This is a genomic window from Pseudomonas sp. LAIL14HWK12:I1, assembly GCF_003202095.1.
Classification (GTDB): Bacteria; Pseudomonadota; Gammaproteobacteria; order Pseudomonadales; family Pseudomonadaceae; genus Aquipseudomonas; species Aquipseudomonas monteilii.
This window is the reverse complement of the sequence record NZ_QJKG01000002.1, coordinates 71,641-95,921: the sequence shown is the minus strand read 5'-3', so window position 1 is coordinate 95,921 and position 24,281 is coordinate 71,641. Positions and strand designations below refer to the sequence as shown.

Below are 24,281 nucleotides of genomic sequence, written 5' to 3'. Positions count from 1 at the left end.
CTTTTGTTCTTATCCGCGCGAGGCGGCGATCTTGATCAGCTTGGCATAGTAGAAACCGTCGTGGCCGCCTTCCTGGGCCAGCAACTGACGACCGTGGGGCTGGCGCAGGCCGGCCTCGGTGGCCAGGTCCAGCTCACGGGCGCCCGGGGTGCGGGCCAGGAAGGCGTCGATCACTTCGGTGTTCTCGGTCGGCAGGCTGGAGCAGGTGGCGTACAGCAGCATGCCGCCCACTTCCAGGGTCGGCCACAGGGCATCCAGCAGCTCGCCTTGCAGCGAGGCCAGGGCAGGAATGTCGTCGGCCTGACGGGTCAGCTTGATGTCCGGGTGGCGGCGGATCACGCCAGTGGCCGAGCACGGGGCGTCGAGCAGGATGCGCTGGAACGGCTTGCCGTCCCACCAGCTGGCGGTGTCGCGGGCATCGCAGGCGATCAGCTCGGCGTCGAGTTTGAGGCGGTCGAGGTTCTCGCGTACGCGGGTCAGACGCTTGGCTTCAAGGTCGATGGCCACTACGTGGGCCAGGCCAGATTCGGCTTCGAGCAGGTGGCAGGTTTTGCCTCCGGGTGCACAGCAGGCGTCCAGCACGCGTTGGCCGGGGGCCAGTTCAAGCAGATCGGCAGACAGTTGCGCGGCTTCGTCCTGCACGCTCACCCAGCCTTCAGCAAAGCCTGGCAGGGCGCGTACGTCGCAGGCTTCGGCCAGCACGATGCCGTCACGGCTGAACTGGCAGGCACTGGCGGCCACGCCAGCTTCGGCCAGCAGGGCCAAATAGGCATCGCGGCTGTGATGACGGCGGTTTACTCGCAAAATCATCGGTGGGTGGGCGTTATTGGCGGCGCAGATGGCTTCCCACTGCTCCGGCCAGAACGCTTTCAGCGATTTCTGCAGCCAGCGCGGGTGGGCGGTGCGTACCACCGGGTCGCGCTCCATGCTTGCCAACAGCTCCTCGCCTTCGCGCTGGGCGCGGCGCAGTACGGCATTGAGCAGCCCTTTGGCCCACGGTTTCTTCAGCTTGTCGGCACAGCCGACGGTTTCGCCGATGGCGGCGTGGGCGGGAATACGGGTGTAGAACAACTGATACAGGCCGACCAGCAGCAGCGCCTGCACATCGGCATCGGCGGCCTTGAACGGCTTTTGCAGCAGTTGCGCGGCCAACAGGTCGAGGCGAGGCTGCCAGCGTGCGGTGCCGAACGCCAGGTCCTGGGTCAGGCCACGGTCGCGCTCGTCGACCTTGTCCAGCTGCGCCGGCAGCGAGCTGTTCAGCGAAGCCTTGCCGCTAAGTACAGCGGCAAGGGCACGGGCGGCGGCGAGGCGTGGGTTCATTGGCCCAGCACCTTGCCGCTGGCGAATTTCTCGCGACGGCTGTTGAACAGGTCGCTGAAGTTCAGCGGCTTGCCGCCGGGCAGTTGCAGGCGGGTCAGGCTCAGGGCCTGGTCACCGCAGGCGACCACCAGGCCGTCCTTGGTGGCGGAGAGGATCTCGCCGGGGGTGCCTGTCGCTGTGGACAAGTTGGCGGTCAGCACTTTCACGCTTTCGCCATCGAGGGAGCTGTGGCAAACCGGCCACGGGTTGAAGGCACGGATCAGGCGTTCCAGCTCGACGGCCGGGCGGCTCCAGTCGATGCGTGCTTCGTCCTTGTTCAGCTTGTGCGCGTAGGTGGCCAGGGCGTCGTTCTGAACTTCGCCTTGCAGCGAACCTTCGGCCAGGCCGGCAATGGCCTGGACGACTGCTGGCGGGCCCATCTCGGCCAAGCGGTCGTGCAGGCTGCCGCCGGTGTCTTCGGCGCTGATCGGGGTGGCTACCTTGAGCAGCATCGGGCCGGTGTCCAGGCCTGCTTCCATACGCATCACGGTCACACCGCTCTCGGCGTCGCCGGCTTCCACGGCGCGCTGGATCGGTGCGGCACCGCGCCAGCGTGGCAGCAGGGAGGCATGGCTGTTGATGCAGCCCAGGCGGGGGATATCCAGCACCACCTGCGGCAGGATCAGGCCATAGGCGACCACCACCATCAGGTCCGGCTTCAGCGCGGCCAGTTCGGCCTGGGCTTCGGCGTTGCGCAGGGTCGGCGGCTGGAACACCGGGATGTCATGGGCCACAGCCAGTTGCTTGACCGCGCTCGGCATCAGCTTCTGGCCGCGGCCGGCCGGGCGGTCGGGCTGGGTGTAGACGGCCACGATCTCGTAGGGGCTGTCGAGCAAGGCCTTGAGGTGTTCGGCGGCAAACTCTGGAGTGCCTGCAAAGACGATGCGCATGGAGTTCTCGCTTCAAAAAAGAAAAAGGCTTGCCGGAGCAAGCCTTCTGGAAGGTGGGGATCAGGCTTGCTGGCGGTGCTGCTTTTCCAGCTTCTTCTTGATCCGGTCGCGCTTGAGCTGCGACAGGTAGTCAACGAACAGCTTGCCGTTGAGGTGATCGAATTCGTGCTGCACGCACACCGCCAGCAGGCCTTCGCATTCCAGCTCGTACGGCTTGCCGTCCCGGTCCTGGGCCTTGACCCGTACGCGCAGCGGGCGGTCGACGTTCTCGTAGAAGCCCGGTACCGACAGGCAGCCTTCCTGATACTGGCCCATGTCATGGGTCAGCTCTTCGACCGTCGGGTTGATGAAGACGCGCGGCTCGCTGCGGTCTTCGCTGAGGTCCATGACCACGACCTGCAGGTGCACGTTCACCTGGGTGGCGGCCAGGCCGATGCCAGGGGCTTCGTACATGGTTTCAAACATGTCGTCGATCAGCTGACGCAGGGCGTCGTCGAACACCGTCACCGGCTTGGCGATGGTGCGCAGGCGCGGGTCCGGGAATTCGAGAATGTTCAAGATGGCCATAAGGTCAGGCAGTCACTGTGCGTTCGGTTGAAAACTGAGCACACATAATAAAGGGAAACGAGGATTTCGGCACCTGGCAAGCTCGTCTAGGGTGTTTATGGGCTTGATAGCCTTCAATCAATGGACAGCTTTTCAAAGTGTTACTCACAGAGTTATCCACAAGTTGTGCCACGTAAATGGCCCTGTTTCGATCAAGGATGATCCCTATGCCAATTCACCATTCGTCGCTCTGTTCGCCTGCCGAACTGGATGCATGATTACGCCTGCACTGCCTGAACGGGATGGGACTGCGACGTTTTCGCACATTGTTCGATGCCTTTGGCAGTGCCTCCTCTGCACTCAGTGCACCGGGTTCGGCCTGGCGTGCATTGGGCATCCCACAGATCACCATTGACGCGCGGCGCAGTGCCGAAGTGCGCGATGGCGCACTGGCCGCAATGGCCGCAATGGCCTGGCTAGAGCGACCTGGCCAGCATTTACTGATGTGGGACGGCCCCGATTACCCTGCATTGCTGGCGGAAATCGACGATGCGCCACCGCTGCTTTTCGTGGCTGGCGAACCTGCGTTGCTCGAACGTCCACAGCTGGCTATTGTGGGCAGCAGGCGTGCCACACCACCGGCGCTCGACACCGCTGCGGCATTTTCCCGCTACCTGGTGCAGGCCGGTTTTACTATCACCAGCGGCTTGGCTGTGGGTATCGATGGTGCCGCTCATCGGGCTGCGTTGCAGGCTGGTGGGGGGACGATTGGCGTGCTTGGCACGGGGTTGCAAAAACTTTATCCACAGCGGCACCTGGAGCTTGCACAGGCGATGATCGACCATGGCGGCGCACTGGTTTCCGAGTACCCGCTGAATGCCGGGCCATTGCCCGGCAACTTCCCACGGCGCAATCGCATCATCAGTGGGCTGTCGCTGGGCGTGCTGGTGGTCGAAGCCAGCCTGGCCAGTGGTTCGCTGATCACCGCCCGCCTGGCGGCTGAGCAAGGCCGCGAGGTGTATGCGATTCCGGGCTCCATTCACCACCCGGGTTCGAAGGGCTGCCACCAGTTGATCCGCGATGGCGCGCTGCTGGTGGAAAGCGTGGATCAGATCCTCGAAAGCTTGCAGGGCTGGCAAAACCTGCCGCCCGCCGTTGTGGACAAATTCGACCATCCCCTGCTTGCCCTGCTGCATGCCGCACCGCAAACCAGCGAAAGCCTGGCGCATTGCAGCGAGCTGCCGCTGGCCGAAGTGCTGGCGCAACTGACCGAGCTGGAGCTGGAAGGCCGGGTCAGCAATGAAGCCGGGCGTTGGTTTGCCCGTGCGGGCTAAGTACACTGCACACAAGCAAGGTATATAGGCGGAGAGACAGCAATGGTGAGCAGTTTTCGTGTGCAACAAGCCGCACGTGAGGTACGGGCGGGCGCAGTGATCGCCTACCCGACGGAAGCGGTCTGGGGCCTGGGCTGCGACCCGTGGAACGAGGACGCGGTGTATCGCCTGCTGGCGCTGAAATCGCGGCCTGTGGATAAAGGGCTGATTCTGATCGCCGACAACATCCGCCAGTTCGATTTCCTGTTCGAGGACTTCCCCGAAGACTGGATCGACCGCATGGGCAGCACCTGGCCGGGACCGAACACCTGGTTGGTGCCCCATCAGGACCTGTTGCCTGAATGGGTGACCGGGCAGCATGACACCGTGGCGCTGCGGGTCAGCGACCACCCGGTGGTGCGTGAGTTGTGTGCGTTGGTGGGGCCATTGATTTCCACCTCGTGCAACCCCGGCGGGCGCCCGGCGGCGAAGACCCGGTTGCGGGTGGAGCAGTACTTCCACGGCCAGTTGGACCTGGTGCTCGGTGGGGCGCTGGGCGGGCGGAAGAACCCGAGTGTGATTCGCAACCTGGCAACCGGCGAAGTCGTTCGCCCGGGCTGATACCGCTGGCGAGGCCTTCGCCCTCGATCGCAGGCAAGCCAGCTCCTACAGGTACTGCAGATGGCTTGAAACCGGTGCGGTCGGTGTGGGAGCTGGCTTGCCGGCCATGACCCGCTCTTCACCGTCAACCCGAACATTTCCGCCGAGGACGCTCTGGTCCATGTAGCCCTGTACCTGCGCAGCGCCTACGAAACCGGCTACAAAGCCCTGGACTACATGCGCGAAGAAGGCCGTGGCATGTTCTGGTCGAACCTGCATGCGATTGAAATGGCGGAGGGGGTGATTGAGGCGATACTCGATGGCATCGAGTCGACCCCACCACCGACAAGCTGTTCACCCCAAAACGGCGGGGTCCCTTAATTCAATGCATTGCTGTGGGAGCAGGTAGGCCTGGTTTCACAGCAATTTCCTACAAGCGCTGCCGGCAGCAATCACCTGCCCACCAGAAGACATCCAATTTATGCTTTGCATTCTCAAGGTTCCCGACCATGGGATGTTGAGGTTTGTACCTAGGCTTGTACAATGTTTGAGTTGGTATCTGCCAAATTAACTATCGGAAGCCACCAAGCCTAGCGCCCATTCAGCAGAACTGAATGGGTCGAGAAAAACCTGATCCGGGCCCTGCCTGGGAGGGATTTGAGAAATGCATGTACTGACTTTTAGCCAGGCTCGCGCCGACCTGAAGCAGACGATGGATGATGTATGTCGGGATCACGAACCTGCGATCATTACCCGCCAGCGCGGTGAGCCGGTGGTTATGCTCTCGCTTGAAGACTACAACGGCATGCAAGAAACCATGTACCTGCTGGGTTCTTCAGCCAATGCCAAGCGTTTGCGAGCATCCATTGATCAGCTGCGGTCGGGTAAAGCTGCTACCCATGAGCTGTCCATAGATGAACATGAAGTCAAAACAACGCAACAAGACTGAGGCTCGCAACTCTGTAAGCGTTGCGTTTACTTCAGAGGGTTGGGAAGACTACTGCCATTGGAAAGATGCTGACCCGGATGTGTTCGCAACGATCAACGCACTGATCAGGGAGTGCCTTCGTACTCCTTTCAAAGGTACTGGCAAGCCTGAACCGCTCAAGGGCGACCTTTCAGGATTCTGGTCTCGCCGCATTACTCGCGAGCATCGGTTGGTCTACCTCTTCGAAGGTGGGCAGATGACAATCTTGCAGTGCCGATATCACTACGACGATTAATCAAGGCAAAGCAATCTAAATGGGATTGCTGTAATCCGGGCCGACTCAACACCTGGGGGAGCTGGTTCACCCGCGAACACGGGCACAGCCGGTGCCATCAATCGCGGTGGCTTCTTCGCGGGCATGCCCGCTCCTACAGGGAATGTGCCCGGCTCAGGGGATCAGTACAGTCGACCCCACAGTCCTGCGCGCCGACAGCTCCGCCTGCGCCTTGGCCGCCTCACTTAATGGATACCGCTGCTGGATATCCACAACCAGCTTGCCACTGCCAATCATCGCAAACAGGTCATCGGCCATGGCCTGAGTGTTCTGGGCATTGTTGGCATAGCTCGCCAACGTGGGGCGTGTGACATACAGCGAGCCCTTCTGCGCCAGAATCCCCAGGTTCACCCCGCTCACCGCGCCCGAGGCATTGCCGAAGCTCACCATCAATCCACGCGGTTGCAGGCAGTCAAGCGAAGTCAGCCAGGTATCGGCGCCCACGCCGTCGTACACCACCGGGCATTTCTTGCCATCGGTCAGCTCCAGCACGCGCTTGGCGACATCTTCACGGCTGTAGTCGATGGTTTCCCATGCCCCCAGCGCCTTGGCCCGCTCGGCCTTTTCGGCAGAACTCACGGTACCGATCAGCTTGGCGCCCAAGGCCTTGGCCCACTGGCACGCCAGCGAACCCACACCGCCAGCCGCCGCGTGGAACAGAATCACGTCACCCGCCTTCACCTCATAGGTCTGCTTCAGCAGGTACTGCACGGTCAAACCCTTGAGCATCACCGCCGCCGCCTGCTCGAAGCTGATGCTGTCGGGCAGCTTGACCAGGTTGGCCTCCGGCAACGTATGCACCTCGCTGTACGCACCCAGGGGGCCGCCGGCATGGGCCACACGGTCACCTACCTTCAGCCGGGTGACGCCTTCGCCCACGGCCTCGACGACACCGGCAGCCTCGGTGCCCAGGCCTGAAGGCAGGGACGGCGGCGCATACAACCCACTGCGGAAGTAGGTATCGATGAAGTTCAGGCCGATGGCATGGTTACGCACGCGCACCTGCTGCGGCCCCGGTGGGGCGGGTTCGAATTCCACAAACTGCAGCACTTCCGGGCCGCCATGCTGGCTGAACTGGATACGCTTGGCCATCTCGCACTCCTGTCGTCGGGATCGGGGAAAGGCCTTCTATCGGACGCCTTTGCTTGATCGCCGTCAACTGCGGCGCGCGCGCTGGCGGTGGTATGCTACGCGGCGAATTCTTCCCTGCCCGTTCCTGGTGACCCGATGACTAGCCGCACCGAGGCCGTGAAAGCCTACCTGCTCGACCTGCAAGACCGCATCTGCTCTGCCCTCGAAGCTGAAGACGGCGGTGCTCGCTTCGTCGAGGACGCCTGGGTGCGCGAAGCCGGTGGCGGGGGCCGCACGCGGGTGATCGGCGACGGCAAGGTGATCGAGAAAGGCGGGGTCAACTTCTCCCATGTGTTCGGTGCGGGTCTGCCGCCCTCGGCCAGTGCCCACCGCCCTGAGCTGGCGGGCCGTGGTTTCGAGGCCTTGGGCGTGTCGCTGGTGATTCACCCGCACAACCCGCATGTGCCTACTTCCCACGCCAACGTGCGCTTCTTTATCGCCGAAAAGGAAGGTGAAGAAGCTGTGTGGTGGTTCGGTGGTGGCTTCGACCTGACCCCGTACTACGGCAATGAAGAAGACTGCATCCACTGGCACCGCGTGGCCGAGCAGGCCTGCGCGTCCTTCGGCGCCGACGTGTACCCGCGCTACAAGGCCTGGTGCGACCGCTACTTCCACCTCAAGCACCGTGGCGAGCCACGCGGCATCGGCGGCCTGTTCTTCGATGACCTGAACGAGTGGGATTTCGACACCTGCTTTGCCTTCATCCGCGCCATCGGCGATGCCTACGTCAACGCCTACCTGCCGATCATCCAGCGCCGCAAGGACACGCCCTACACCCCGCAGCAGCGCGAGTTTCAGGAATACCGGCGCGGCCGCTACGTGGAGTTCAACCTGGTCTACGACCGTGGCACCCTGTTCGGCCTGCAGTCTGGTGGCCGTACCGAGTCCATCCTCATGTCGCTGCCGCCGCAGGTACGTTGGGGCTACGACTGGAAGGCTGCGCCCGGTAGCGAAGAAGCGCGCCTGACCGAGTACTTCTTGCAAGACCGCGACTGGCTTGGCCAGTAAGCCTGTGGACAACCAAGGAACCGCCATGGACCAGTACGTCGTTTTCGGTAACCCCATCGGCCACAGCAAGTCGCCGCTGATTCACCGCCTGTTCGCCGAGCAGACCGGCCAGGACCTGGAATACACCACCCTGCTGGCGCCGCTGGACGAGTTCAGCGATTGCGCGCGCGGCTTCTTCAAGCAAGGCAGTGGCGGCAACGTCACGGTGCCGTTCAAGGAAGAGGCCTATCGCCTGTGCGACAGCCTGACCCCTCGTGCACAGCGCGCTGGGGCAGTGAACACGCTGAGCAAGCTGGCCGACGGTACCTTGCAGGGCGACAACACCGATGGCGCTGGCCTGGTGCGCGACCTCACGCTGAATGCCGGCGTCGAACTGGCTGGTAAACGCATTCTCATCCTCGGTGCCGGCGGCGCCGTGCGCGGCGTGCTGGAGCCGATTCTGGCGCACAAGCCGCAGTCGCTGGTAATCGCCAACCGCACAGTGGAAAAGGCCGAGCAGCTGGCGCGTGAGTTCGATGAATTGGGGCCGGTGGTGGCCAGCGGGTTTGCCTGGTTGCAGGAGCCGGTGGATGTGATCATCAACGCCACCTCGGCGAGCCTGGCCGGGGAATTGCCGCCGATTGCCGACAGTCTGGTCGAGGCCGGGCGCACGGTTTGCTACGACATGATGTATGGCAAGGAGCCGACGCCGTTTTGCCAGTGGGCTACCAAGCTGGGGGCGGCCAAGGTGCTGGATGGGCTGGGGATGCTGGCTGAGCAGGCGGCTGAAGCCTTCTTCATCTGGCGGGGAGTGCGTCCGGACACGGCGCCGGTGCTGGCTGAGCTGCGGCGTCAACTGATGCGCAACTGACTCGACCTCCATTCGCCTGGAGGCGAGATTTCTCCAGGCGGATCTGCTCGTCATAGTGAGCAATTTTCTCGGCCGATTGCTTCTTGCCCGTGTAGGCCTCCCGTTCGTTCATCAGCAACTCGAGCCGGGAAATTCGCTGCTCCGCCTGGGTGATGCATTCGTCACTGGTTGCGCCGAAGGCAGTGGATGACAAAAGGATCAAGGCCATGAACCCTGTGTAAGACGCCATGAGGCAGTCCTTGCGCTGTTGATACCTCTGATTTTCCGCAGCCTTGTTTTTGGCACAACTGGCAAAATTGTCAGGTCATTCCTCAAACCGGATCGGGCACAATTCAACACCCTCCAGCTTTTGCAACTCCTCGACCACCTGCGGCCTGGCCCGGTGCAAGGTCAAACTCCCCCCCGTGCGCATCAACCGACGCGCCTCGCGGTGCAACATATCCACACCCGAGTAATCGATAAAATTCACCTGCCGCGCATCGATCACCACATGTGGCCCCTGGCAACGCTGCAAGCGCACCTGCAGGTAATGCGCCGCACCAAAGAAGATCGACCCGCCCACCCGCAATACATCCGCATCACCCTCACGGCTCTGCTGTACCCGTGGCCGTGACGTGCGCTTCAGATAGAAGAAGAGCGACGCCAGTACCCCGGCATAGATCGCCGTCTGCAATTCCAGCAACAAGGTCGCCGCTGCCGTCAGTGCCATTACCAGAAACTCCGAGCGGCTGACCCGGAACAGCGCGCGAATCCCCCGATGGTCCACCAACCCCCAACAGATCAGCAAAATGCTGCCGGCCATGGCGGGTATCGGCAGGTGTGCGATCAACCTGGCGCCGGTAACGGCGAACAACGCTACCCACAGCGCCGAGAACACCCCGGCCATGGGCGAACGGGCACCCGCTTCATAGCTCAGGCCCGAGCGGGTGAAGGAGCCGGCAGACAGGTAACCAGAGAAAAACGCCCCCGCGATGTTCGACAGGCCCTGGGCACGTATTTCCTGATCCGGGTCGATCAGTTGTTCTGAGCGTGCCGAGAGAGAGCGGGCAATCGACAGGCTGGTGACCAGCCCCAGCATACCCACTGCCACGGCGCTGGGCAGCAGGCGCAACATCAGTTCCACGTCCAGCAGGGGCAGCGGGCTAAGCGGGGGAAGTTGCCCGGTGAAGGCTGCTACTCGTGGTACATGGCCAAAGAAGCCTGGCAACAGCCACGCCAGCAGGCTGACCAGGATCAGGCTTATCAACAGGCTCGGCCAGCGTGGGCGCCAGAGTTTCAAGGTCACGCCGAGCAGCACGGTGGCCAGGCCAAGCACCAGTGAAGGCAGGTCGACTTCTCCGGCATGGCTGGCCAGATCCTGCACGGTCTTCAGCGCAGTGGCCTGGCTGGGCAGGTCCATGCCCAGCAGGTTGGGCAGTTGGCCCAGGGCGATGACGATGGCGGCGCCCAGGGTGAAACCGAGCACCACGGAATGGGAGACGAAATTGACCAGCGCGCCAAACCGCACAAGCCCCAGCAGTAGCTGGAAGATGCCGCCGAGGAACGTCAACAGCAGCACCAGGGTGATGTAGTCGGCGCTGCCCGCCACGGCCAGCGGGCTGATGCTGGCGTAGAGGACGATGGAAATGGCAGCGGTCGGGCCGCAGATCAGGTGCCAGGATGAACCCCATAGGCAAGCGATCAGCACCGGCACGATGGCGGCATACAGGCCATATTCGGCGGGCAGGCCGGCGATCAGGGCGTAGGCGATGGATTGCGGCAGGGCAAGGATGGCACCGCTCAGGCCCACCAGCAGGTCCTGGCGCAGGCTGCGGCCCGATTGGCGGGGGAGCCAGGTGAGGAAGGGCAGCAGGTGAGTGAGGCGATGCATGGTTTATCCACAATCCTTAAGGTTTCGCCAAACCCTGTGGGAGCGGGCATGTCGAGGCGTCGAACCGCCGCGAACACCGGCAAAGCCGGTGCCATCCACCGCGCTGGCCTCTTCGCGAGCTTGCCCGCTCCCTCAGGGGAGGTGTGTTGCTTGCGAGATTACAGTTTGGCTTTGACGGCCTCCAGGGCATTGCCGTCAGATTTGGTGGTGACCCCAGCCAACCACCCATCCAGCAACTCGGGATGCGCCTTCACCCAGCCCTTGGCTGCTTCATCAAAGCTGATCTTCTTGTCCACAACCTCGGCCATGATGCTGTTTTCCATGTCCAGCGTGAACCTAAGGTTACCCAGCAGCTTCGCCGCATTCGGGCAGGCCTGTGGATAACCCTTGCGGGTCAGCGTATACACCTCGCCTTTGCTGCCGAACCACTTCTCCCCGCCGGTCAGGTAATGCATCTTCAGCTTCACGTTCATCGGGTGCGGTGTCCAGCCAAGGAAGGTGATGAACTGCTGCTTCTTCACTGCCCGGTCGACCTGCGCCAGCATGGCCTGTTCGCTGGATTCCACCAGCTTCCACTGGCCGAGGTTGAAATCATTCTTGTCGATGATTTCCTTCAGCGACAGATTGGCCGGTGCGCCGGAGCCGATGCCGTATAGCTTCTTGTCGAATTGGTCGGCATGCTTTTGCAGGTCGGCAAAGTCCTTCACCCCGGCATTCCACACATGATCGGGCACGGCCAGGGTGAACTCGGTGCCTTCCAGGTTGCGCGACAGTTGCTGCACATCGCCGTTGGCGATGAACTTTTCATGGAAGCCTTGATGCGCCGGCATCCAGTTGCCGAGGAAGGCATCCACACGGCCGTCCTTCAGGCCACCGTAGATGATCGGTACGGCCAGGCTGTCGATTTTCACCTGGTAGCCCAGGCTTTCCAGTAGCAGGCGGGCCACGGCGTTGGTCGAAGCGATATCGCTCCAGCCGGGGTCGGCCATTTTCACGGTGCTGCATTGCGCGTCGCTGTCGGCGGCGTGGGCCGTGGCGGTGCCCAGGGCCAGGGCGAACACGGCGGCGGAGAACTTGTGCATGGCGGCCTCTCTTCTCAATCCATGGGTGCGGGCTGTGGATAACGTGCCTTGCGCTCGAGGTCATCGAGATCGATGTGGTTGCGCATGTACTGTTGACTGGCATCCACCAGCGGTTGGTGGTCCCAGCTTTTCAGCTTGCCGATGGCCAGCGCTTCGGCCACCAGGCGGCGGCGGCGCTGGCTGGCCAGCACCTGCTGGCGCAGGCTGGGGATGTCCCAACGCTGCTGTGCTTCATCGACCAATGCCTGCAGCAGCGCCTGATGGTCCGGGCTGCCGGTGAGGTTCTCCCGCTCGTGCGGGTCGCGGCTCAAATTATAGAGTAGGCATGGGTCGTCTTCGCTGTACACGAACTTGTACGGCCCACGGCGGATCATCATCAGCGGGCCGACGGTGCCTTCGGCCATGTATTCGCCGATCACTTCGTCGTGGCCGCCCTGCCCTTGCAGGTGGCTTACCAGTGAGCGGCCGTCCAGGTGCAGGTGGTTATCCACAGCGCCGCCAGCGAGTTCGACCAGGGTTGGCAACAGGTCGCAGGTGGAGACCGAGGCGCTGACCCGGCCTGCTGCGAAGCGCTTCGGCGCATGAACCAGCAACGGCACCCGTGCCGACATCTCGAACCAGTGCATTTTGTACCAGAGGCCACGCTCGCCGAGCATGTCGCCGTGGTCGCCGGAGAACACGATCACGGTATTGTCTGCCAGGTTGCATTCCTCCAGGGTTTGCAGCAGCTGGCCGATGTTGTCGTCGATATAGCTGCAGGCGCCGAAGTAGGCGCGGCGGGCATCGCGGATCTTTTCCACAGGCAGCGGCTTGTTCCACAGGTCGTAGACCTTGAGCAGGCGCTGCGAGTGTGGGTCGAGTTCCGACTGGCTGAACCCGGCGTGGGGCATGGGGATATCCACACCCTCGTAGCGGTCCCAGTAGCGCTTGGGGATGGTGTACGGGTCGTGCGGGTGGGTCATGGACACGGTCAGGCAGAACGGCCGGCCATCGTTCCCGCGCACATGGTCGTACAGGTACTGGCGCGCCTTGAACACCACCTCTTCGTCGAAATCCAGCTGGTTGGTGCGTACGCATGGGCCGGCCTGCAGCACCGAGGACATGTTGTGGTACCAGCTGGGGCGCACATCCGGTTCGTCCCAGTTCACCGCCCAGCCGTAGTCGGCGGGGTAGATATCGCTGGTCAAGCGTTCTTCGTAGCCGTGCAGCTGGTCCGGGCCGCAGAAGTGCATCTTGCCCGACAGTGCTGTGCGGTAGCCCAGCCGGCGCAGGTAGTGGGCATAGGTCGGTACGTCTGCGGGAAAGTCGGCGGCGTTGTCGTAGGCACCTATGCGGCTGGGCAACTGGCCGCTGACCAGGGTGAAGCGCGACGGCGCGCACAGCGGGCTGTTGCAGTAGGCCGAGTCGAACACCACCGCCTGCTCGGCCAGACGGCTCAGGTGCGGCATCTGGATGGGCGAGCGGGCGTAGATCGGCAGCAAAGGTGCGGCCATCTGGTCGGCCATGATGAACAGGATATTCGGGCGCGTCATGGTGGCTTCCATCGTTGAGGGTTATGCGAACCGCTTGCCTACCAAGATGCGACTGTGGCTAACATGGGTAAAGCCCATGGCGGGCAATGACTGGGATTATCTGAGCTTATGTTTGATCACCTCGCCGAGCTGTCACTGGATACCTTGCGCGTGTTCGAGGCAGCAGCGCGCTTGCGTAGCTTTACTGCCGCCGCGCTGGAGCTGGGTACCACACAACCGGCCGTGAGCCAGCAGGTGAAACGCCTGGAAGCCCAGCTGGGCACGCGCCTGTTCGACCGTATTTACCGGGGCATCGAGCTGACCGAAGCCGGACAGGTGCTGTTCGAGCAGGTGCATCAGGGATTGCAGGCGATGGATGACGGCATTGCCCAAGCCAGCGGGCGTGGTCAGCGCGAGGTGCTGCAGGTGGCCACCGACTTTGCCTTTGCCGCGTTCTGGCTGATGCCCCGGTTGCAGCGCTTTCACGAAGCTTATCCACAGGTGGATGTGAGCCTGGTGACCGGTGAGCGCAGCCAGGGCATGTTGCGGCCGGACATCGATGTGGCGGTGCTGTTTGGCGATGGGCGCTTTCATCAAGGCGAAAGCCGTTGGCTGTTCGATGAGGAAGTTTTCCCCGTGTGCAGCCCCCGGCTGACCCATGGCAAACCCTTGTCAGCCGTGGCTTTGCAACAATTGCCCTTGCTTCATTTGAAGGGCGAGCAGGCCAGCCGCTGGTTTGATTGGACGGGGGTGTTTCGCGGGTTTGGCGTGGCCAGCCCGCCACCGGCGGGGCAGTTGCGCTTTGACAACTACACCTTGCTGATCCAGGCGGCGATTGCCGGTCAGGGTGTGGCGATCGGTTGGCGGCACCTGGTGGATGGCCTGGTGGATCAAGGCTTGCTATGTCGGCCATTAGAGGGGAGCCTGACGTCGAGTCGGGGCTATTATCTGGTTTTGCCACCGCGCAAGCGGCGCGGGGCGTTGATCGAGCGGTTCGTCAGCTGGCTGGAGCAGGAACGCAGTGGCTGATGGCGGTGTAATCGGGAGTTATTGTGCAAAGAATCAAGGGCTACCACGCACACGTTTATTACGACGCGGCAACGATGGAGCAGGCACGTGAGCTGTGTGAGGAGGCGGCGCGGCTGTTCCCTGTGACCATGGGGCGTATGCACCAGAAGCCGGTGGGGCCGCACCCGGACTGGAGTTGCCAGCTGGCGTTCGAGCCGGAATTTGTCGGGGTGGTGTTGCCTTGGTTGGCGCTGTACCGCAAGGGGTTGGTGGTGTTCATGCACCCGCTGACCGGGGATGAGCTGGCGGACCACCGGGACCATGCGATCTGGATGGGTGCTGTGCGGCCTTTGAAACTGTCGATTTTTGGTGGGTAGATTTGTATTGCCTGTGCCGGGCTCTTCGTGGCACAAGGCCGCTCCTACAAGGTGATCGCAATACCTTGTAGGAGCGGCCTTGTGCCACGATCGAGGGCTGAGCCCTCGCAATCAATGGCGAGCCGAGCGTACCCCATCAGCCAGTGCCGAGCACAAGCTCAACACATCATTCACTGCCTGGTCCGCACTAGTGGCCTGGGCAATCTTGTCGACCAGCGCCGACCCCACCACCACACCATCCGCCAAGCGGGCGATGTTCGCGGCCTGCTCCGGGGTGCGAATGCCGAAACCAACGCTGATCGGCAGATCGGTATGCCGACGCAGGCGGGCAATGGCCTCGGTCACGTGCTCGGTGGTCGCCGAGCCGGCACCGGTCACACCGGCCACCGACACGTAGTAGACGAACCCGGAGCTGCGCTCCAGCACGCGCGGCAGGCGCGCATCGTCGGTGGTCGGGGTGGTCAGGCGGATGAAGTCGATGCCTGCAGCCTGGGCCGGGGTGGCCAGTTCGGCGTCGTGTTCGGGCGGCAGGTCGACGATGATCAGGCCATCGACGCCGGCTTGCTTGGCTTCAGCCACGAACTTTTCCACGCCAAAGCGGTGGATCGGGTTGTAGTAGCCCATCAGCACGATCGGCGTGGTGTGGTTATCCACACGGAATTCGCGAACCATCTGCAGGGTCTTGGCCAGCGTCTGGCCAGCCTCCAGGGCGCGCAGGGTGGCCAGCTGGATGGCCACGCCGTCGGCCATCGGGTCGGTGAACGGCATGCCCAGTTCGATCACGTCGGCGCCAGCGGCCGGCAGGCCCTTGAGGATCTGCAGCGAAGCGTCGTAGCCCGGGTCGCCTGCGGTGACGAAGGTGACCAGTGCCGAACGGCCTTCGGCCTTCAGTTCGGCGAAGCGTTGTTCAAGACGGCTCATGCCTGTTTCTCCTGGGCGGCCATGTGGTTCATGACGGTTTGCATGTCTTTGTCGCCGCGGCCCGACAGGCACACGACCATCAGGTGGTCCTTGGGCAGCTTCGGTGCGCGCTTGATCGCTTCGGCCAGGGCGTGGGAGCTTTCCAGGGCCGGGATGATGCCTTCCAGGCGGCAGGTGGCGTGGAACGCATCCAGCGCTTCGTCGTCGGTGATGCTGACGTACTCGACGCGCTTCACTTCGTGCAGGTAGGCGTGCTCCGGGCCGATGCCCGGGTAGTCCAGGCCTGCGGAAATCGAGTGGGCGTCGGTGATCTGGCCGTCTTCATCCTGCAGCAGGTAGGTGCGGTTGCCGTGGAGCACGCCCGGTACACCGCCGTTCAGGCTGGCGGCGTGCTTGTCGGTGTGTACGCCGTGGCCACCAGCTTCGACGCCGATGATCTGCACGCTTGGTTCTTCGAGGAACTCATGGAACAGGCCCATGGCGTTGGAGCCACCCCCCACGCAGGCAACCAGGCTGTCTGGCAGGCGGCCTTCCTTTTCTTGCAGCTGGGCGCGGGTTTCCTTGCCGATGATCGACTGGAAGTCACGGACCATGGCCGGGTACGGGTGTGGGCCGGCCACGGTACCGATCAGGTAGAAGGTGTCTTCGACGTTGGTCACCCAGTCGCGCAGGGCTTCGTTCATGGCGTCTTTCAGGGTGCCGGTGCCGGCAGTGACCGGGACGATCTCGGCGCCCAGCAGCTTCATGCGGAACACGTTGGCCTGCTGGCGCTCGATGTCGGTGGCGCCCATGTAGATCACGCAAGGCAGGCCGAAGCGGGCAGCGACGGTGGCGGTGGCCACGCCATGCATGCCGGCGCCGGTTTCGGCGATCAGGCGCTTCTTGCCCATGCGCTTGGCCAGCAGCACCTGGCCGATGCAGTTGTTCACCTTGTGCGCGCCGGTGTGGTTGAGCTCTTCACGCTTGAAGAAGATCTTGGCGCCGCCACAGTGTTCGGTCAGGCGCTCGGCGAAGTACAGCGGGTTCGGGCGGCCGATGTAGTCGCGCTGGAAGTAGGCCAGTTCTTCGAGGAACTTGGGGTCTGCCTTGGCCGCTTCGTATTCGCGGGCCAGGTCCAGCACCAGTGGCATCAGGGTTTCGGCCACGTAGCGGCCGCCGAACGAGCCGAACAGGCCGTTGGCGTCGGGGCCGGGGCGGTATTGGGACTGGGTCATGGGGCGCTCCAGGGCGTAATGAATGAGTGATGGGCTTTACTCTAACCACGGCAAGCCCGGCTGAAAACCGATAAGATTGCGCAAACTTGTCAGAAAAACTCACAGGTAAAATGGCCCACGACCTCCCTCCCCTCAATGCACTGCGAGCCTTTGAAGCCGCTGCCCGGCTTAACAGCGTCAGCCAGGCGGCCGAGGCCCTTCATGTGACCCACGGTGCCGTCAGCCGGCAGATCAAAGTGCTTGAAGAGCACTTGGGCGTGGCCCTGTTCGTCAAGGACGGGCGCGGCATCAAACTCACAGATGCCGGGGTGCGCCTGCGCGATGCCAGTGGCGAAGCCTTCGACCGGCTGCGCAGCGTGTGTGCCGAGCTCAGCCGTGATGTCAGCGAAGCGCCGTTCGTGTTGGGCTGCTCCGGTAGCCTGTTGGCGCGCTGGTTCATCCCACGGCTGGGGCGGCTACAGGCGGATTTGCCCGAGCTGCGCTTGCACCTGTCGGCGGGTGAAGGTGACCTCGACCCGCGGCGGCCTGGGCTGGACGCGCTGCTGGTGTATGCCGAACCCCCGTGGCCTGCGGACATGCAGGTGTATGTACTGGCCGAGGAACGTATCGGGCCAGTTGTGAGCCCCCATTACGCCGGCTTTGAACGCTTGCAGGGAGCGCCTGCCAAGGCGTTACTGGGCGAAGCCTTGCTGCACACCACCTCGCGCCCGCAGGCCTGGCCTACCTGGGCGCAGGAACAGAGACTGGACCCTGCAGCCATTCACTATGGCCAGGCGTTCGAGCACCTGTATTACTTGCTGGAAGCCGCTGTGGCGGGGTTGGGTGTGGCGATTGCGCCACAGCCATTGGTTGCTGATGACTTGCGTGCGTGCCGCTTGAGTGCGCCGTGGGGCTTTTCCCCTACCCCTGCCGCGTTGGCATTGTGGGTGCCCAGGCGCGCCGCAGACGGGCGCGCCGAGCAGTTGGCGCAGTGGCTACGTGCCGAATTGGCGCGGCAGAGCGCCTAGTTTCGTTTGCACATCAGGTAGGCCGCCAGCAGGCCCAGTGCCCCAATGGCCACGCCAGCGGTGGTGTACGGGTGTTCCTGGGCGTAGTCGCGGGTGGCGATGCCGGTCTGACGGGTGCGCTGCTTCACTTCTTCATAGGCATCGCTCAGCAGGCTGCGCGAATGACGGAGGGCACTCTCAGCGTTGCTGCGGATTGCCTTCACCGACTTCTGGGACTCTTCCGACGCATCGTGCTTGAGGTTCTCCAGGCTTTTCAGAAGGCTCTCGATCTCTGCTTCCATGCTTTCCAGGGACGTTTTACGCAGCGAGTTACGGTGCATGTTGACTCTCCTTTGCAGTATGGGCTGTAAGGAGTGCGACCGTTGGTATGCGTGAAAGTGCGATCGAACTTTGGCCGTGGGTGACGGCTCGCAGATAAACCAGGCCTGCGCTGCTAGGCTAAAAAATCACCGTCACCCAAGGAGAACGCTCATGACCGATCATCACACGTACAAGAAGATCGAACTGGTGGGGTCTTCGCCTACCAGCATCGAAGAGGCGATCAACAATGCCCTGGCCGAAGCGGGCAAGAGCATCAAGCACCTGGAGTGGTTCGAAGTGGTCGATACCCGTGGTCATATCCGCGATAACAAGGCCGCGCACTTCCAGGTCACGCTGAAAGTCGGTTTCCGTATCGCCAACAGCTGATGCTGCGCCGGGGTAGATGATCCCGGCTTGATGGGGTATTTAGGAAGGGGGCGCCTTGGCGGGCGCCCTTTCTGATTTCATCTGCACAAGGAAAGCGATCGATGAACAAACTGATTCTGGCCCTGGGCCTTATGACCCTGGCTGGCGGCGCCATGGCGGCGGGCAAGCCGTGCGAGGAGCTGAAGGCGGAGATTGCGGCCAAGCTGGATGCCAAGGGCGTCACCGGATACAAGCTGGAGATCGTCAACAAAGGCGAGCCGGCCGGCAAGGTGATTGGCAGCTGTGAGGCCGGTACCAAGGAGATTGTGTACCGCCGCGGTTGAAGTGTTGGCTCCTTCGCGGGCAAGCCCGCGAAGGAGGTCACTCGGTTTTCAAGGCCTGCGCCAACAGTTCATAGGACCTCACCCGGTCCGCATGCTCATACAAGTCACAGGTAAAGATCAGCTCATCCGCTCCGGTTTGCTCCAGCAGCACCTCCACCTTGGCCCGTACTTTCTGCGGGCTACCGATCATCGCCAGGCCCAGGAAGCTACCCACAGCATCCCGCTCATGCGGCAGCCATAGCCCATCCATGCTTTCCACTGGCGGCTTTTGCATCAGGCTCTGCCCGCGAATCAGCGCCAGGATGCGCTGGTACACCGAGGTAGCCAGGTACTCGGCCTTTTCATCGGTTTCGGCCACCACCATGGGAATGCCCAGCATCACATACGGCTTGTCCAGCGTGGTCGATGGTTTGAAGTGGTTGCGGTAAACGCGGATGGCTTCGTGCATGTAGCGCGGTGCGAAGTGCGAGGCGAAGGCGTAGGGCATGCCGCGCATCCCGGCCAGCTGGGCGCTGAACAGGCTGGAACCCAGCAACCACATGGGTACGTCGGTGTCATGCCCCGGTACGGCGATCACTTTTTGATCATCGGTGCGTGGGCCGAGGTAGCGCGAAAGCTCCTCGACATCGTCCGGGAAGTCGTCCGGGCCACCGGCGCGATCTCGGCGCAAGGCGTAAGCCGTCATCTGGTCGGAACCTGGCGCACGGCCCAGGCCCAGGTCGATTCGCCCGGGGTACAGGCTGGCCAGGGTGCCAAATTGCTCGGCGATCACCAGTGGCGCATGGTTGGGCAGCATCACCCCTCCTGAGCCCACGCGAATGGTCGACGTCCCCCCTGCCAGATAACCGATCAGCACCGAGGTGGCTGAACTGGCGATGCCGTCCATGTTGTGGTGCTCGGCCACCCAGAAGCGGTTGTAGCCAAAGCGCTCGACGTGTTGTGCCAGGTCCAGCGAATTGCGCAGCGACTGCGCGGGGCCGGCGTCGGCGCGTACGGGCACCAGATCGAGGGTGGAAATTTTCAGGTCGCGCAGTTGCGTCATTGGAGCCTCCGCAAAGGTGGTTGGCCAGAGGCCTTTTGATCTCTGTATGGGCATATTCGGGGGATTCAATGCTTGCTGTGAGATTGGTCTGAACTTGCTGTAGGCGGCTGGCCTCTGAACCCATAAGCACGTAACCGAAAGACAAGGAGGCAGCATGAAAAAGACAGCATCGGCGATCTGGCAAGGTGGCCTGAAGGACGGCACTGGCCTGCTTTCCACAGAAAGCGGCGCGCTCAAGCAGAACCCTTATGGCTTCAACACCCGCTTTGAGGGCTCGCCGGGCACCAATCCGGAAGAGTTGATCGGTGCAGCCCATGCGGGCTGTTTTTCGATGGCGCTGTCGATGATGCTTGGTGAAGCGGGGCTCACGGCGGACCGGATCGACACTGCTGCCGAGGTGACGCTAGACAAGCTGCCTGATGGCTTTGCCATTACAGCCGTGCACCTGGTGCTCAGGGCCAAGGTGCCTGGTACAAGCGAAGCGCAGTTTCTGGAGATAGCCAACAAGGCCAAGGAAGGTTGCCCGGTGTCCAAGGTGCTGAACGCGAAGATCAGCCTGGATGCCGCGCTGGTTGGCTGAAGCGGCGCAACGGTGGCGGTTTGCTGTAGTCTAAACAGCGTCGGCAGCACGCTGCCTCTTCAGGAGCCGTTCCATGATTCGCGTAGCAATCGCCGTGTTGGCTTCCCTGGCCGCCACCTCCACGTTGGCGGCAGTGAAACCGTGCGAGGAGCTGAAAGCCGAGATCGAGGCCAAGATCCAGGCGCAGGGCGTGCCTTCCTACACCTTGGAGATCGTGCCCAACAGCGAGGTCAAGGACCAGAATATGGTGGTCGGGACCTGCGATGGCGGGACGAAGAAGATCATCTACCAGAAGAATGACCGGTAGCCATGAGACCCGGGGCTGCGTGGCAGCCCCGGCTTTCACGGAATACAGAACACATTGCTAGGCTCGTTCACCAGCACCTTGCGGCTGGCGTCGTACAGCAGCACCTGCGGCTCCATCACCGGAGCCCGTGCCTCCAGGCGATAGCGCTCGCCGGCCTTGAAGTTGTCAAAGCGCACGGTCAGGTAGCAGGTGCGGTCCCGGGGCTCGCTCATGATGCCGCCGGAGTAGATTTCATAATCGAAGCGCACCACCAGTTCGTGCTTGCCGGGGGTTACCTGGAAGTAACGGCCATCCTCCAGGCGTTTCCCGTCAAGGCGGTCGGCCATGATCACCCGGCCGGGGGTCATGGTGTAGAGGTCGACCCAGGCCTGCTTGGGGTCGACGGGCGGCAAGGGGCTGGCGCAAGCCCCCAGTGCACTGAGGGCGATCAGCATCATGGGCTGGCGCATGGCAAGACTCCCACTTGCGATGTACAAGGTACAAGCATAGCGCCGTTTGCGGGGTTCAGGTGCGTTGGCAGCCTGCAGGCAGGCCTTGGCCGAGCAGTTTTTGCTGCTGGTCGTAGAGCTTGATCCAGGGGCGGAAGCCAATGCTGCCGGCTTGCAGCTGGTAGCGCTGCCCGGCGCTGAAGTCCTTGAAGGTCAGCTTGACCTGGCAATCGCGCCACAGCGGCTCATCGACCGGGCCGATATTGCTGGGGGTAACCGGAAACTGGTAGCGCACGGTCAGCTCGTGGCTGCCAGGCGGTACCTCAAAATAGCGGCTGTCGACCCACTCTCGTTCGTCGACCTGCACGGCGTGCAGCGACGTGTTGTCGTAGGGGGTGAGGTCGATCCAGGCCTGGTTCGGGTCCGGGTCTGGCAACGTTGAACAGGCACAAAGTAGCGACAGTGAACCGGCGACCAACAATGCACGCATGGCGAAACTCCCCCTTGGCGAGATAGTCTTGGAGTGAATCGGCCTTGAGCGAGTCAGACAGTCCCGGATGCTTCGACTTTTTCTTATGCAGCGCTCAGGCCCTGGGGCACTCGACCGCGTTTTCATCCCTTTGGTTCCCCTGCTGGCCGCGCTCCTGCTGAACGGTTGCAGCAGCGTTGCCTACTATGGGCAGTTGGCTGAGGGCCAGTGGCAATTGCTGCGTGCGCGGCAGCCTGTCGCGCAGGTGATAGCCGACCCGGCGACGCCCCCGCAATTACGATCGCACCTGGCACACGCTGAACAGGCGCGGGTATTCGCCAGCCAGCAGCTGAAACTGCCGGATAACCGCAGCTACCGGGTTTACGCCGACATTGGCCGGCCTTATGTGGTGTGGAATGTCTTCGCCACGCCCGAGCTGTCGTTGCAGCCTATTACGCACTGCTTCCCGATCGCGGGGTGCGTGGCGTATCGCGGCTACTACCAGCAAGGCGCGGCCCGTGGGGCGGCGGCGCTGATGCGGCAAGACGGGCTGGATGTGTACGTTGGCGGTGTGGAGGCGTATTCGACGCTGGGTTGGTTCGATGACCCGATTCTTTCTTCGATGGTGGGCTGGGGCGACGAGCGCCTGGCCACGCTGATCTTCCATGAACTGGCTCACCAGCGCTTTTATGTGCAGAACGACACCGAGTTCAACGAGTCGTTTGCCTCCTTCGTCGAGCAGGAAGGCACGCGGCAATGGCGCGTGGCGCGTGGGCTTGCCGCCATTGGCGGGGATCAGGGGCAGCAGCGTGAGCAGTTCATCCGGCTGGTGCTGGCCAGCCGTGAACGGCTGCAGGCGATCTATTCAGGCACACTGGACGAAGCGCACAAGCGGCAGGCCAAGCGGGCCGAGTTCGAGCGCTTGAGGCGCGAGTACCGGCAGGTGCGTGATGGCCAGTGGGGGGGGGACAAACGCTATGACGCCTGGGTGTATGGGCCGTTGAGCAATGCCAAGTTGTTGCCGTTCGGGCTTTATGACCAATGGGTGCCGGCTTTTGAGGCGCTGTTCCGCGAGGTGGGTGGGGATTGGGGGCGGTTTTATGAGCGGGTCGAGCAACTGGGACGGTTGCCGATTTCTGAAAGGAAGGCGGCGTTACAGGGGTTGATGGTTAGCCAGTGAGATTTTGGGGCTGCAAAGCAGCCCCCAGGGCCATCAAGCCTTGATAAATGCCTGATGCATCTCGGCCAAGGTCGCAAAATGATAGGCCGGTTCCTCCGCCATCAACTCCTCCTGGCTACCAAAACCATACCCCACCGCCACGGCCTGCAAGCCATTGCTGCGTGCGCCAATCAGGTCATGCTTGCGGTCGCCGATCATCAGTGTCTGGGCCGGGTCCAGCCCTTCTTCGTCCAGCAGGTGGCGAATCAGCTCGACCTTGTTGGTTCGGGTGCCGTCCAGTTCGCTGCCGTAGATCACCTTGAAGTGGTGGTCGAAGGCGAAGTGCCGGGCGATTTCACGGGCGAACTCCCAGGGTTTGGAGGTGGCGATGTACAGCGTGCGGCCTTGCCCGGTCAGGGCTTCAAGCAACTCCGGCACACCCTGGAACACAAGGTTTTCGTACAGGCCGGTTACGCGGAAGCGCTCCCGGTAGAAGTTCACCGCCTCCCAGGCCTTGGCTTCGTCGAAGCTGTAGAACTGCATGAAGGCCTGCAGCAGGGGTGGGCCGATGAAGTGCTCGAGGCGGGTAAGGTCGGGTTCGTCGATGCCCAGCTTGGCCAAGGCATACTGGATTGAACGGGTGATGCCCAGGCGTGGGTCGGTCAGGGTGCCGTCGAGGTCGAACAGAATGTTTTGCTGATGCATTTACTGAGTTCCACTTGAGTGCTGCATTGCCTTCTTCGCGGGCTTGCCCGCGAATGCGGTCATTCCGGTTGGTCGTAGCCTTCGGCCAGGTGCTGGTCCTTGAGCTTCACGTAGTTGCCGGCGCTGTAGGAGAAGAATGCGCGCTCGTTGTCGTTCAGCAGCCGGGCCTGTTTCACCGGGCTGCCCATGTACAGGTAGCCACTGACCAAGCGTTTGCCGGGCGGCACCAGGCTGCCGGCGCCGATGATCACTTCGTCCTCGACGATGGCGCCGTCCATGATGGTGCTGCCCATGCCGACCAGAATGCGGTTGCCCAGGGTGCAGCCGTGCAGCATCACTTTGTGGCCGATGGTCACTTCGTCGCCGATGATCAGCGGGAAGCCGTCCGGGTTGAAAGGGCCGGCATGGGTGATGTGCAGCACGCTGCCATCCTGCACGCTGGTGCGTGCGCCGATACGAATGCGGTGCATGTCGCCGCGCACCACGGTCAACGGCCAGACCGAGCTGTCTTCGCCAATCTCCACATCGCCCAGCACTACCGCCGAACGGTCGATAAAGGCCCGTGATCCAACTTTCGGAGTGTGTTGCTGGAAGCTTCGGATGGCCATGATAGCGTCTCTCATCTGTGCCGA

At 62.6% G+C, this 24,281-nt stretch carries 29 protein-coding genes and 1 pseudogene; 15 read left to right on the top strand and 15 right to left on the bottom strand.

All coding sequences use genetic code 11. The features are described from left to right. Window positions 1-9: 9 nt before the first annotated feature. The 3 genes from rsmB to def are packed head-to-tail and all read right to left on the bottom strand — an operon-like array spanning window position 10 to window position 2,816. Window positions 10-1,320 (bottom strand): 16S rRNA (cytosine(967)-C(5))-methyltransferase RsmB, encoded by a 1,311-nt coding sequence (rsmB, locus tag D906_RS05360; RefSeq protein ID WP_019099401.1) that lies wholly within the window; start codon window positions 1,318-1,320, stop codon window positions 10-12. Next, the gene (gene fmt, locus D906_RS05355) at window positions 1,317-2,249 is read right to left on the bottom strand and encodes a methionyl-tRNA formyltransferase (RefSeq protein WP_027614795.1); all 933 of its coding nucleotides are present in this window, start codon (window positions 2,247-2,249) and stop codon (window positions 1,317-1,319) included. The genes rsmB and fmt overlap by 4 nt, the downstream gene beginning before the upstream one ends. A 60-nt stretch (window positions 2,250-2,309) precedes the next feature. After that, entirely contained in the window at window positions 2,310-2,816 is a 507-nt protein-coding gene (def, locus tag D906_RS05350; protein WP_016712797.1) for a peptide deformylase, read from the bottom strand. 281 nt (window positions 2,817-3,097) lie between these two features. On the opposite strand from def, the gene dprA reads away from it, so the two are divergent. The 5 genes and pseudogenes from dprA to D906_RS05325 all read left to right on the top strand — a co-directional run bounded on the left by dprA (window position 3,098) and on the right by D906_RS05325 (window position 5,931). Continuing rightward, the gene (gene dprA / locus D906_RS05345; protein ID WP_371262224.1) at window positions 3,098-4,129 is read left to right on the top strand and encodes a DNA-processing protein DprA; all 1,032 of its coding nucleotides are present in this window, start codon (window positions 3,098-3,100) and stop codon (window positions 4,127-4,129) included. A gap of 42 nt (window positions 4,130-4,171) precedes the next feature. After that, window positions 4,172-4,729 (top strand): L-threonylcarbamoyladenylate synthase, encoded by a 558-nt coding sequence (locus D906_RS05340; protein ID WP_016712799.1) that lies wholly within the window; start codon window positions 4,172-4,174, stop codon window positions 4,727-4,729. A 78-nt stretch (window positions 4,730-4,807) separates the two neighbouring features. Beyond that, window positions 4,808-5,089: pseudogene (locus D906_RS26745) on the top strand (hypothetical protein); the annotation flags it as partial. A gap of 283 nt (window positions 5,090-5,372) precedes the next feature. Continuing rightward, on the top strand, window positions 5,373-5,657 hold the full coding sequence (locus tag D906_RS05330) for a type II toxin-antitoxin system Phd/YefM family antitoxin (protein ID WP_019099397.1): 285 nt from the start codon (window positions 5,373-5,375) through the stop codon (window positions 5,655-5,657). Next, window positions 5,623-5,931 carry a Txe/YoeB family addiction module toxin gene (locus tag D906_RS05325; RefSeq protein WP_081735815.1) on the top strand — a complete coding sequence of 103 codons (309 nt, stop codon included), beginning with the start codon at window positions 5,623-5,625 and terminating at the stop codon, window positions 5,929-5,931. The genes D906_RS05330 and D906_RS05325 overlap by 35 nt, the downstream gene beginning before the upstream one ends. Window positions 5,932-6,084: 153 nt before the next feature. Here D906_RS05325 and D906_RS05320 read toward each other — a convergent pair whose 3' ends face one another. Then, a complete protein-coding gene (locus D906_RS05320) occupies window positions 6,085-7,062 on the bottom strand; it encodes an NADPH:quinone reductase (protein WP_025754217.1) in 978 nt (325 codons plus the stop codon). Between the two features lie 135 nt (window positions 7,063-7,197). Between D906_RS05320 and hemF the strand changes: the two genes are divergently transcribed. Beyond that, the gene (gene hemF / locus D906_RS05315; RefSeq protein WP_027614794.1) at window positions 7,198-8,109 is read left to right on the top strand and encodes an oxygen-dependent coproporphyrinogen oxidase; all 912 of its coding nucleotides are present in this window, start codon (window positions 7,198-7,200) and stop codon (window positions 8,107-8,109) included. A gap of 25 nt (window positions 8,110-8,134) precedes the next feature. After that, a complete protein-coding gene (gene aroE / locus D906_RS05310; protein ID WP_019098073.1) occupies window positions 8,135-8,959 on the top strand; it encodes a shikimate dehydrogenase in 825 nt (274 codons plus the stop codon). 304 nt (window positions 8,960-9,263) lie between these two features. Here aroE and D906_RS05305 read toward each other — a convergent pair whose 3' ends face one another. The 3 genes from D906_RS05305 to betC all read right to left on the bottom strand — a co-directional run bounded on the left by D906_RS05305 (window position 9,264) and on the right by betC (window position 13,443). Further along, the gene (locus D906_RS05305; protein WP_025754215.1) at window positions 9,264-10,829 is read right to left on the bottom strand and encodes a SulP family inorganic anion transporter; all 1,566 of its coding nucleotides are present in this window, start codon (window positions 10,827-10,829) and stop codon (window positions 9,264-9,266) included. A 158-nt stretch (window positions 10,830-10,987) separates the two neighbouring features. Then, complete coding sequence (choX, locus tag D906_RS05300) at window positions 10,988-11,911, bottom strand: choline ABC transporter substrate-binding protein (protein ID WP_027609958.1); 924 nt, start codon at window positions 11,909-11,911, stop codon at window positions 10,988-10,990. Between the two features lie 14 nt (window positions 11,912-11,925). After that, window positions 11,926-13,443, bottom strand: coding sequence for a choline-sulfatase (gene betC, locus D906_RS05295; RefSeq protein ID WP_019098076.1), 1,518 nt, complete (start codon window positions 13,441-13,443; stop codon window positions 11,926-11,928). A 108-nt stretch (window positions 13,444-13,551) separates the two neighbouring features. On the opposite strand from betC, the gene D906_RS05290 reads away from it, so the two are divergent. Further along, a complete protein-coding gene (locus tag D906_RS05290) occupies window positions 13,552-14,451 on the top strand; it encodes a LysR family transcriptional regulator (RefSeq protein WP_025754213.1) in 900 nt (299 codons plus the stop codon). 23 nt (window positions 14,452-14,474) lie between these two features. Then, window positions 14,475-14,807 carry a DOPA 4,5-dioxygenase family protein gene (locus tag D906_RS05285; RefSeq protein WP_016712807.1) on the top strand — a complete coding sequence of 111 codons (333 nt, stop codon included), beginning with the start codon at window positions 14,475-14,477 and terminating at the stop codon, window positions 14,805-14,807. A 111-nt stretch (window positions 14,808-14,918) separates the two neighbouring features. On the opposite strand, the gene trpA is transcribed toward D906_RS05285, so the two are convergent. After that, window positions 14,919-15,728 carry a tryptophan synthase subunit alpha gene (gene trpA, locus D906_RS05280; protein WP_027609957.1) on the bottom strand — a complete coding sequence of 270 codons (810 nt, stop codon included), beginning with the start codon at window positions 15,726-15,728 and terminating at the stop codon, window positions 14,919-14,921. After that, a complete protein-coding gene (trpB, locus tag D906_RS05275) occupies window positions 15,725-16,942 on the bottom strand; it encodes a tryptophan synthase subunit beta (protein WP_015268451.1) in 1,218 nt (405 codons plus the stop codon). The genes trpA and trpB overlap by 4 nt, the downstream gene beginning before the upstream one ends. Window positions 16,943-17,052: 110 nt before the next feature. Between trpB and D906_RS05270 the strand changes: the two genes are divergently transcribed. After that, entirely contained in the window at window positions 17,053-17,949 is an 897-nt protein-coding gene (locus D906_RS05270; protein WP_027614793.1) for a LysR family transcriptional regulator, read from the top strand. On the opposite strand, the gene D906_RS05265 is transcribed toward D906_RS05270, so the two are convergent. Beyond that, entirely contained in the window at window positions 17,946-18,269 is a 324-nt protein-coding gene (locus tag D906_RS05265) for a YqjD family protein (protein WP_016712811.1), read from the bottom strand. The two genes, D906_RS05270 and D906_RS05265, sit on opposite strands and share 4 nt — an antisense overlap. A gap of 151 nt (window positions 18,270-18,420) precedes the next feature. On the opposite strand from D906_RS05265, the gene D906_RS05260 reads away from it, so the two are divergent. Further along, window positions 18,421-18,636: a dodecin gene (locus D906_RS05260; RefSeq protein ID WP_003253076.1), complete on the top strand. Its 216-nt coding sequence runs from the start codon at window positions 18,421-18,423 to the stop codon at window positions 18,634-18,636. A gap of 101 nt (window positions 18,637-18,737) precedes the next feature. Then, complete coding sequence (locus tag D906_RS05255; protein WP_025754212.1) at window positions 18,738-18,959, top strand: DUF1161 domain-containing protein; 222 nt, start codon at window positions 18,738-18,740, stop codon at window positions 18,957-18,959. Window positions 18,960-18,996: 37 nt separating this feature from the next. Here the strand turns inward: D906_RS05255 and D906_RS05250 are convergent, their stop codons facing one another. Next, window positions 18,997-20,001: an LLM class flavin-dependent oxidoreductase gene (locus D906_RS05250; RefSeq protein WP_025754211.1), complete on the bottom strand. Its 1,005-nt coding sequence runs from the start codon at window positions 19,999-20,001 to the stop codon at window positions 18,997-18,999. 154 nt (window positions 20,002-20,155) lie between these two features. On the opposite strand from D906_RS05250, the gene D906_RS05245 reads away from it, so the two are divergent. Both D906_RS05245 and D906_RS05240 read left to right on the top strand, forming a co-directional pair. Beyond that, window positions 20,156-20,581, top strand: coding sequence for an OsmC family protein (locus tag D906_RS05245; RefSeq protein ID WP_027614792.1), 426 nt, complete (start codon window positions 20,156-20,158; stop codon window positions 20,579-20,581). 73 nt (window positions 20,582-20,654) lie between these two features. After that, complete coding sequence (locus D906_RS05240) at window positions 20,655-20,888, top strand: DUF1161 domain-containing protein (RefSeq protein WP_016712815.1); 234 nt, start codon at window positions 20,655-20,657, stop codon at window positions 20,886-20,888. 35 nt (window positions 20,889-20,923) lie between these two features. Here the strand turns inward: D906_RS05240 and D906_RS05235 are convergent, their stop codons facing one another. Both D906_RS05235 and D906_RS05230 read right to left on the bottom strand, forming a co-directional pair. Next, a complete protein-coding gene (locus D906_RS05235; RefSeq protein WP_019098083.1) occupies window positions 20,924-21,337 on the bottom strand; it encodes a hypothetical protein in 414 nt (137 codons plus the stop codon). A 55-nt stretch (window positions 21,338-21,392) separates the two neighbouring features. Next, a complete protein-coding gene (locus D906_RS05230; RefSeq protein WP_016712817.1) occupies window positions 21,393-21,806 on the bottom strand; it encodes a hypothetical protein in 414 nt (137 codons plus the stop codon). A gap of 85 nt (window positions 21,807-21,891) precedes the next feature. Between D906_RS05230 and D906_RS05225 the strand changes: the two genes are divergently transcribed. Then, window positions 21,892-22,965, top strand: a complete 1,074-nt coding sequence (locus D906_RS05225) for an aminopeptidase (RefSeq protein ID WP_027614791.1) — start codon at window positions 21,892-21,894, stop codon at window positions 22,963-22,965. A 33-nt stretch (window positions 22,966-22,998) separates the two neighbouring features. Here the strand turns inward: D906_RS05225 and D906_RS05220 are convergent, their stop codons facing one another. Together D906_RS05220 and D906_RS05215 are read right to left on the bottom strand one after the other, a co-directional pair. Further along, window positions 22,999-23,649 carry an HAD family hydrolase gene (locus tag D906_RS05220; RefSeq protein ID WP_025754209.1) on the bottom strand — a complete coding sequence of 217 codons (651 nt, stop codon included), beginning with the start codon at window positions 23,647-23,649 and terminating at the stop codon, window positions 22,999-23,001. Between the two features lie 59 nt (window positions 23,650-23,708). Continuing rightward, entirely contained in the window at window positions 23,709-24,257 is a 549-nt protein-coding gene (locus D906_RS05215) for a gamma carbonic anhydrase family protein (RefSeq protein ID WP_016712820.1), read from the bottom strand. Between the last annotated feature and the right edge of the window lie 24 nt (window positions 24,258-24,281).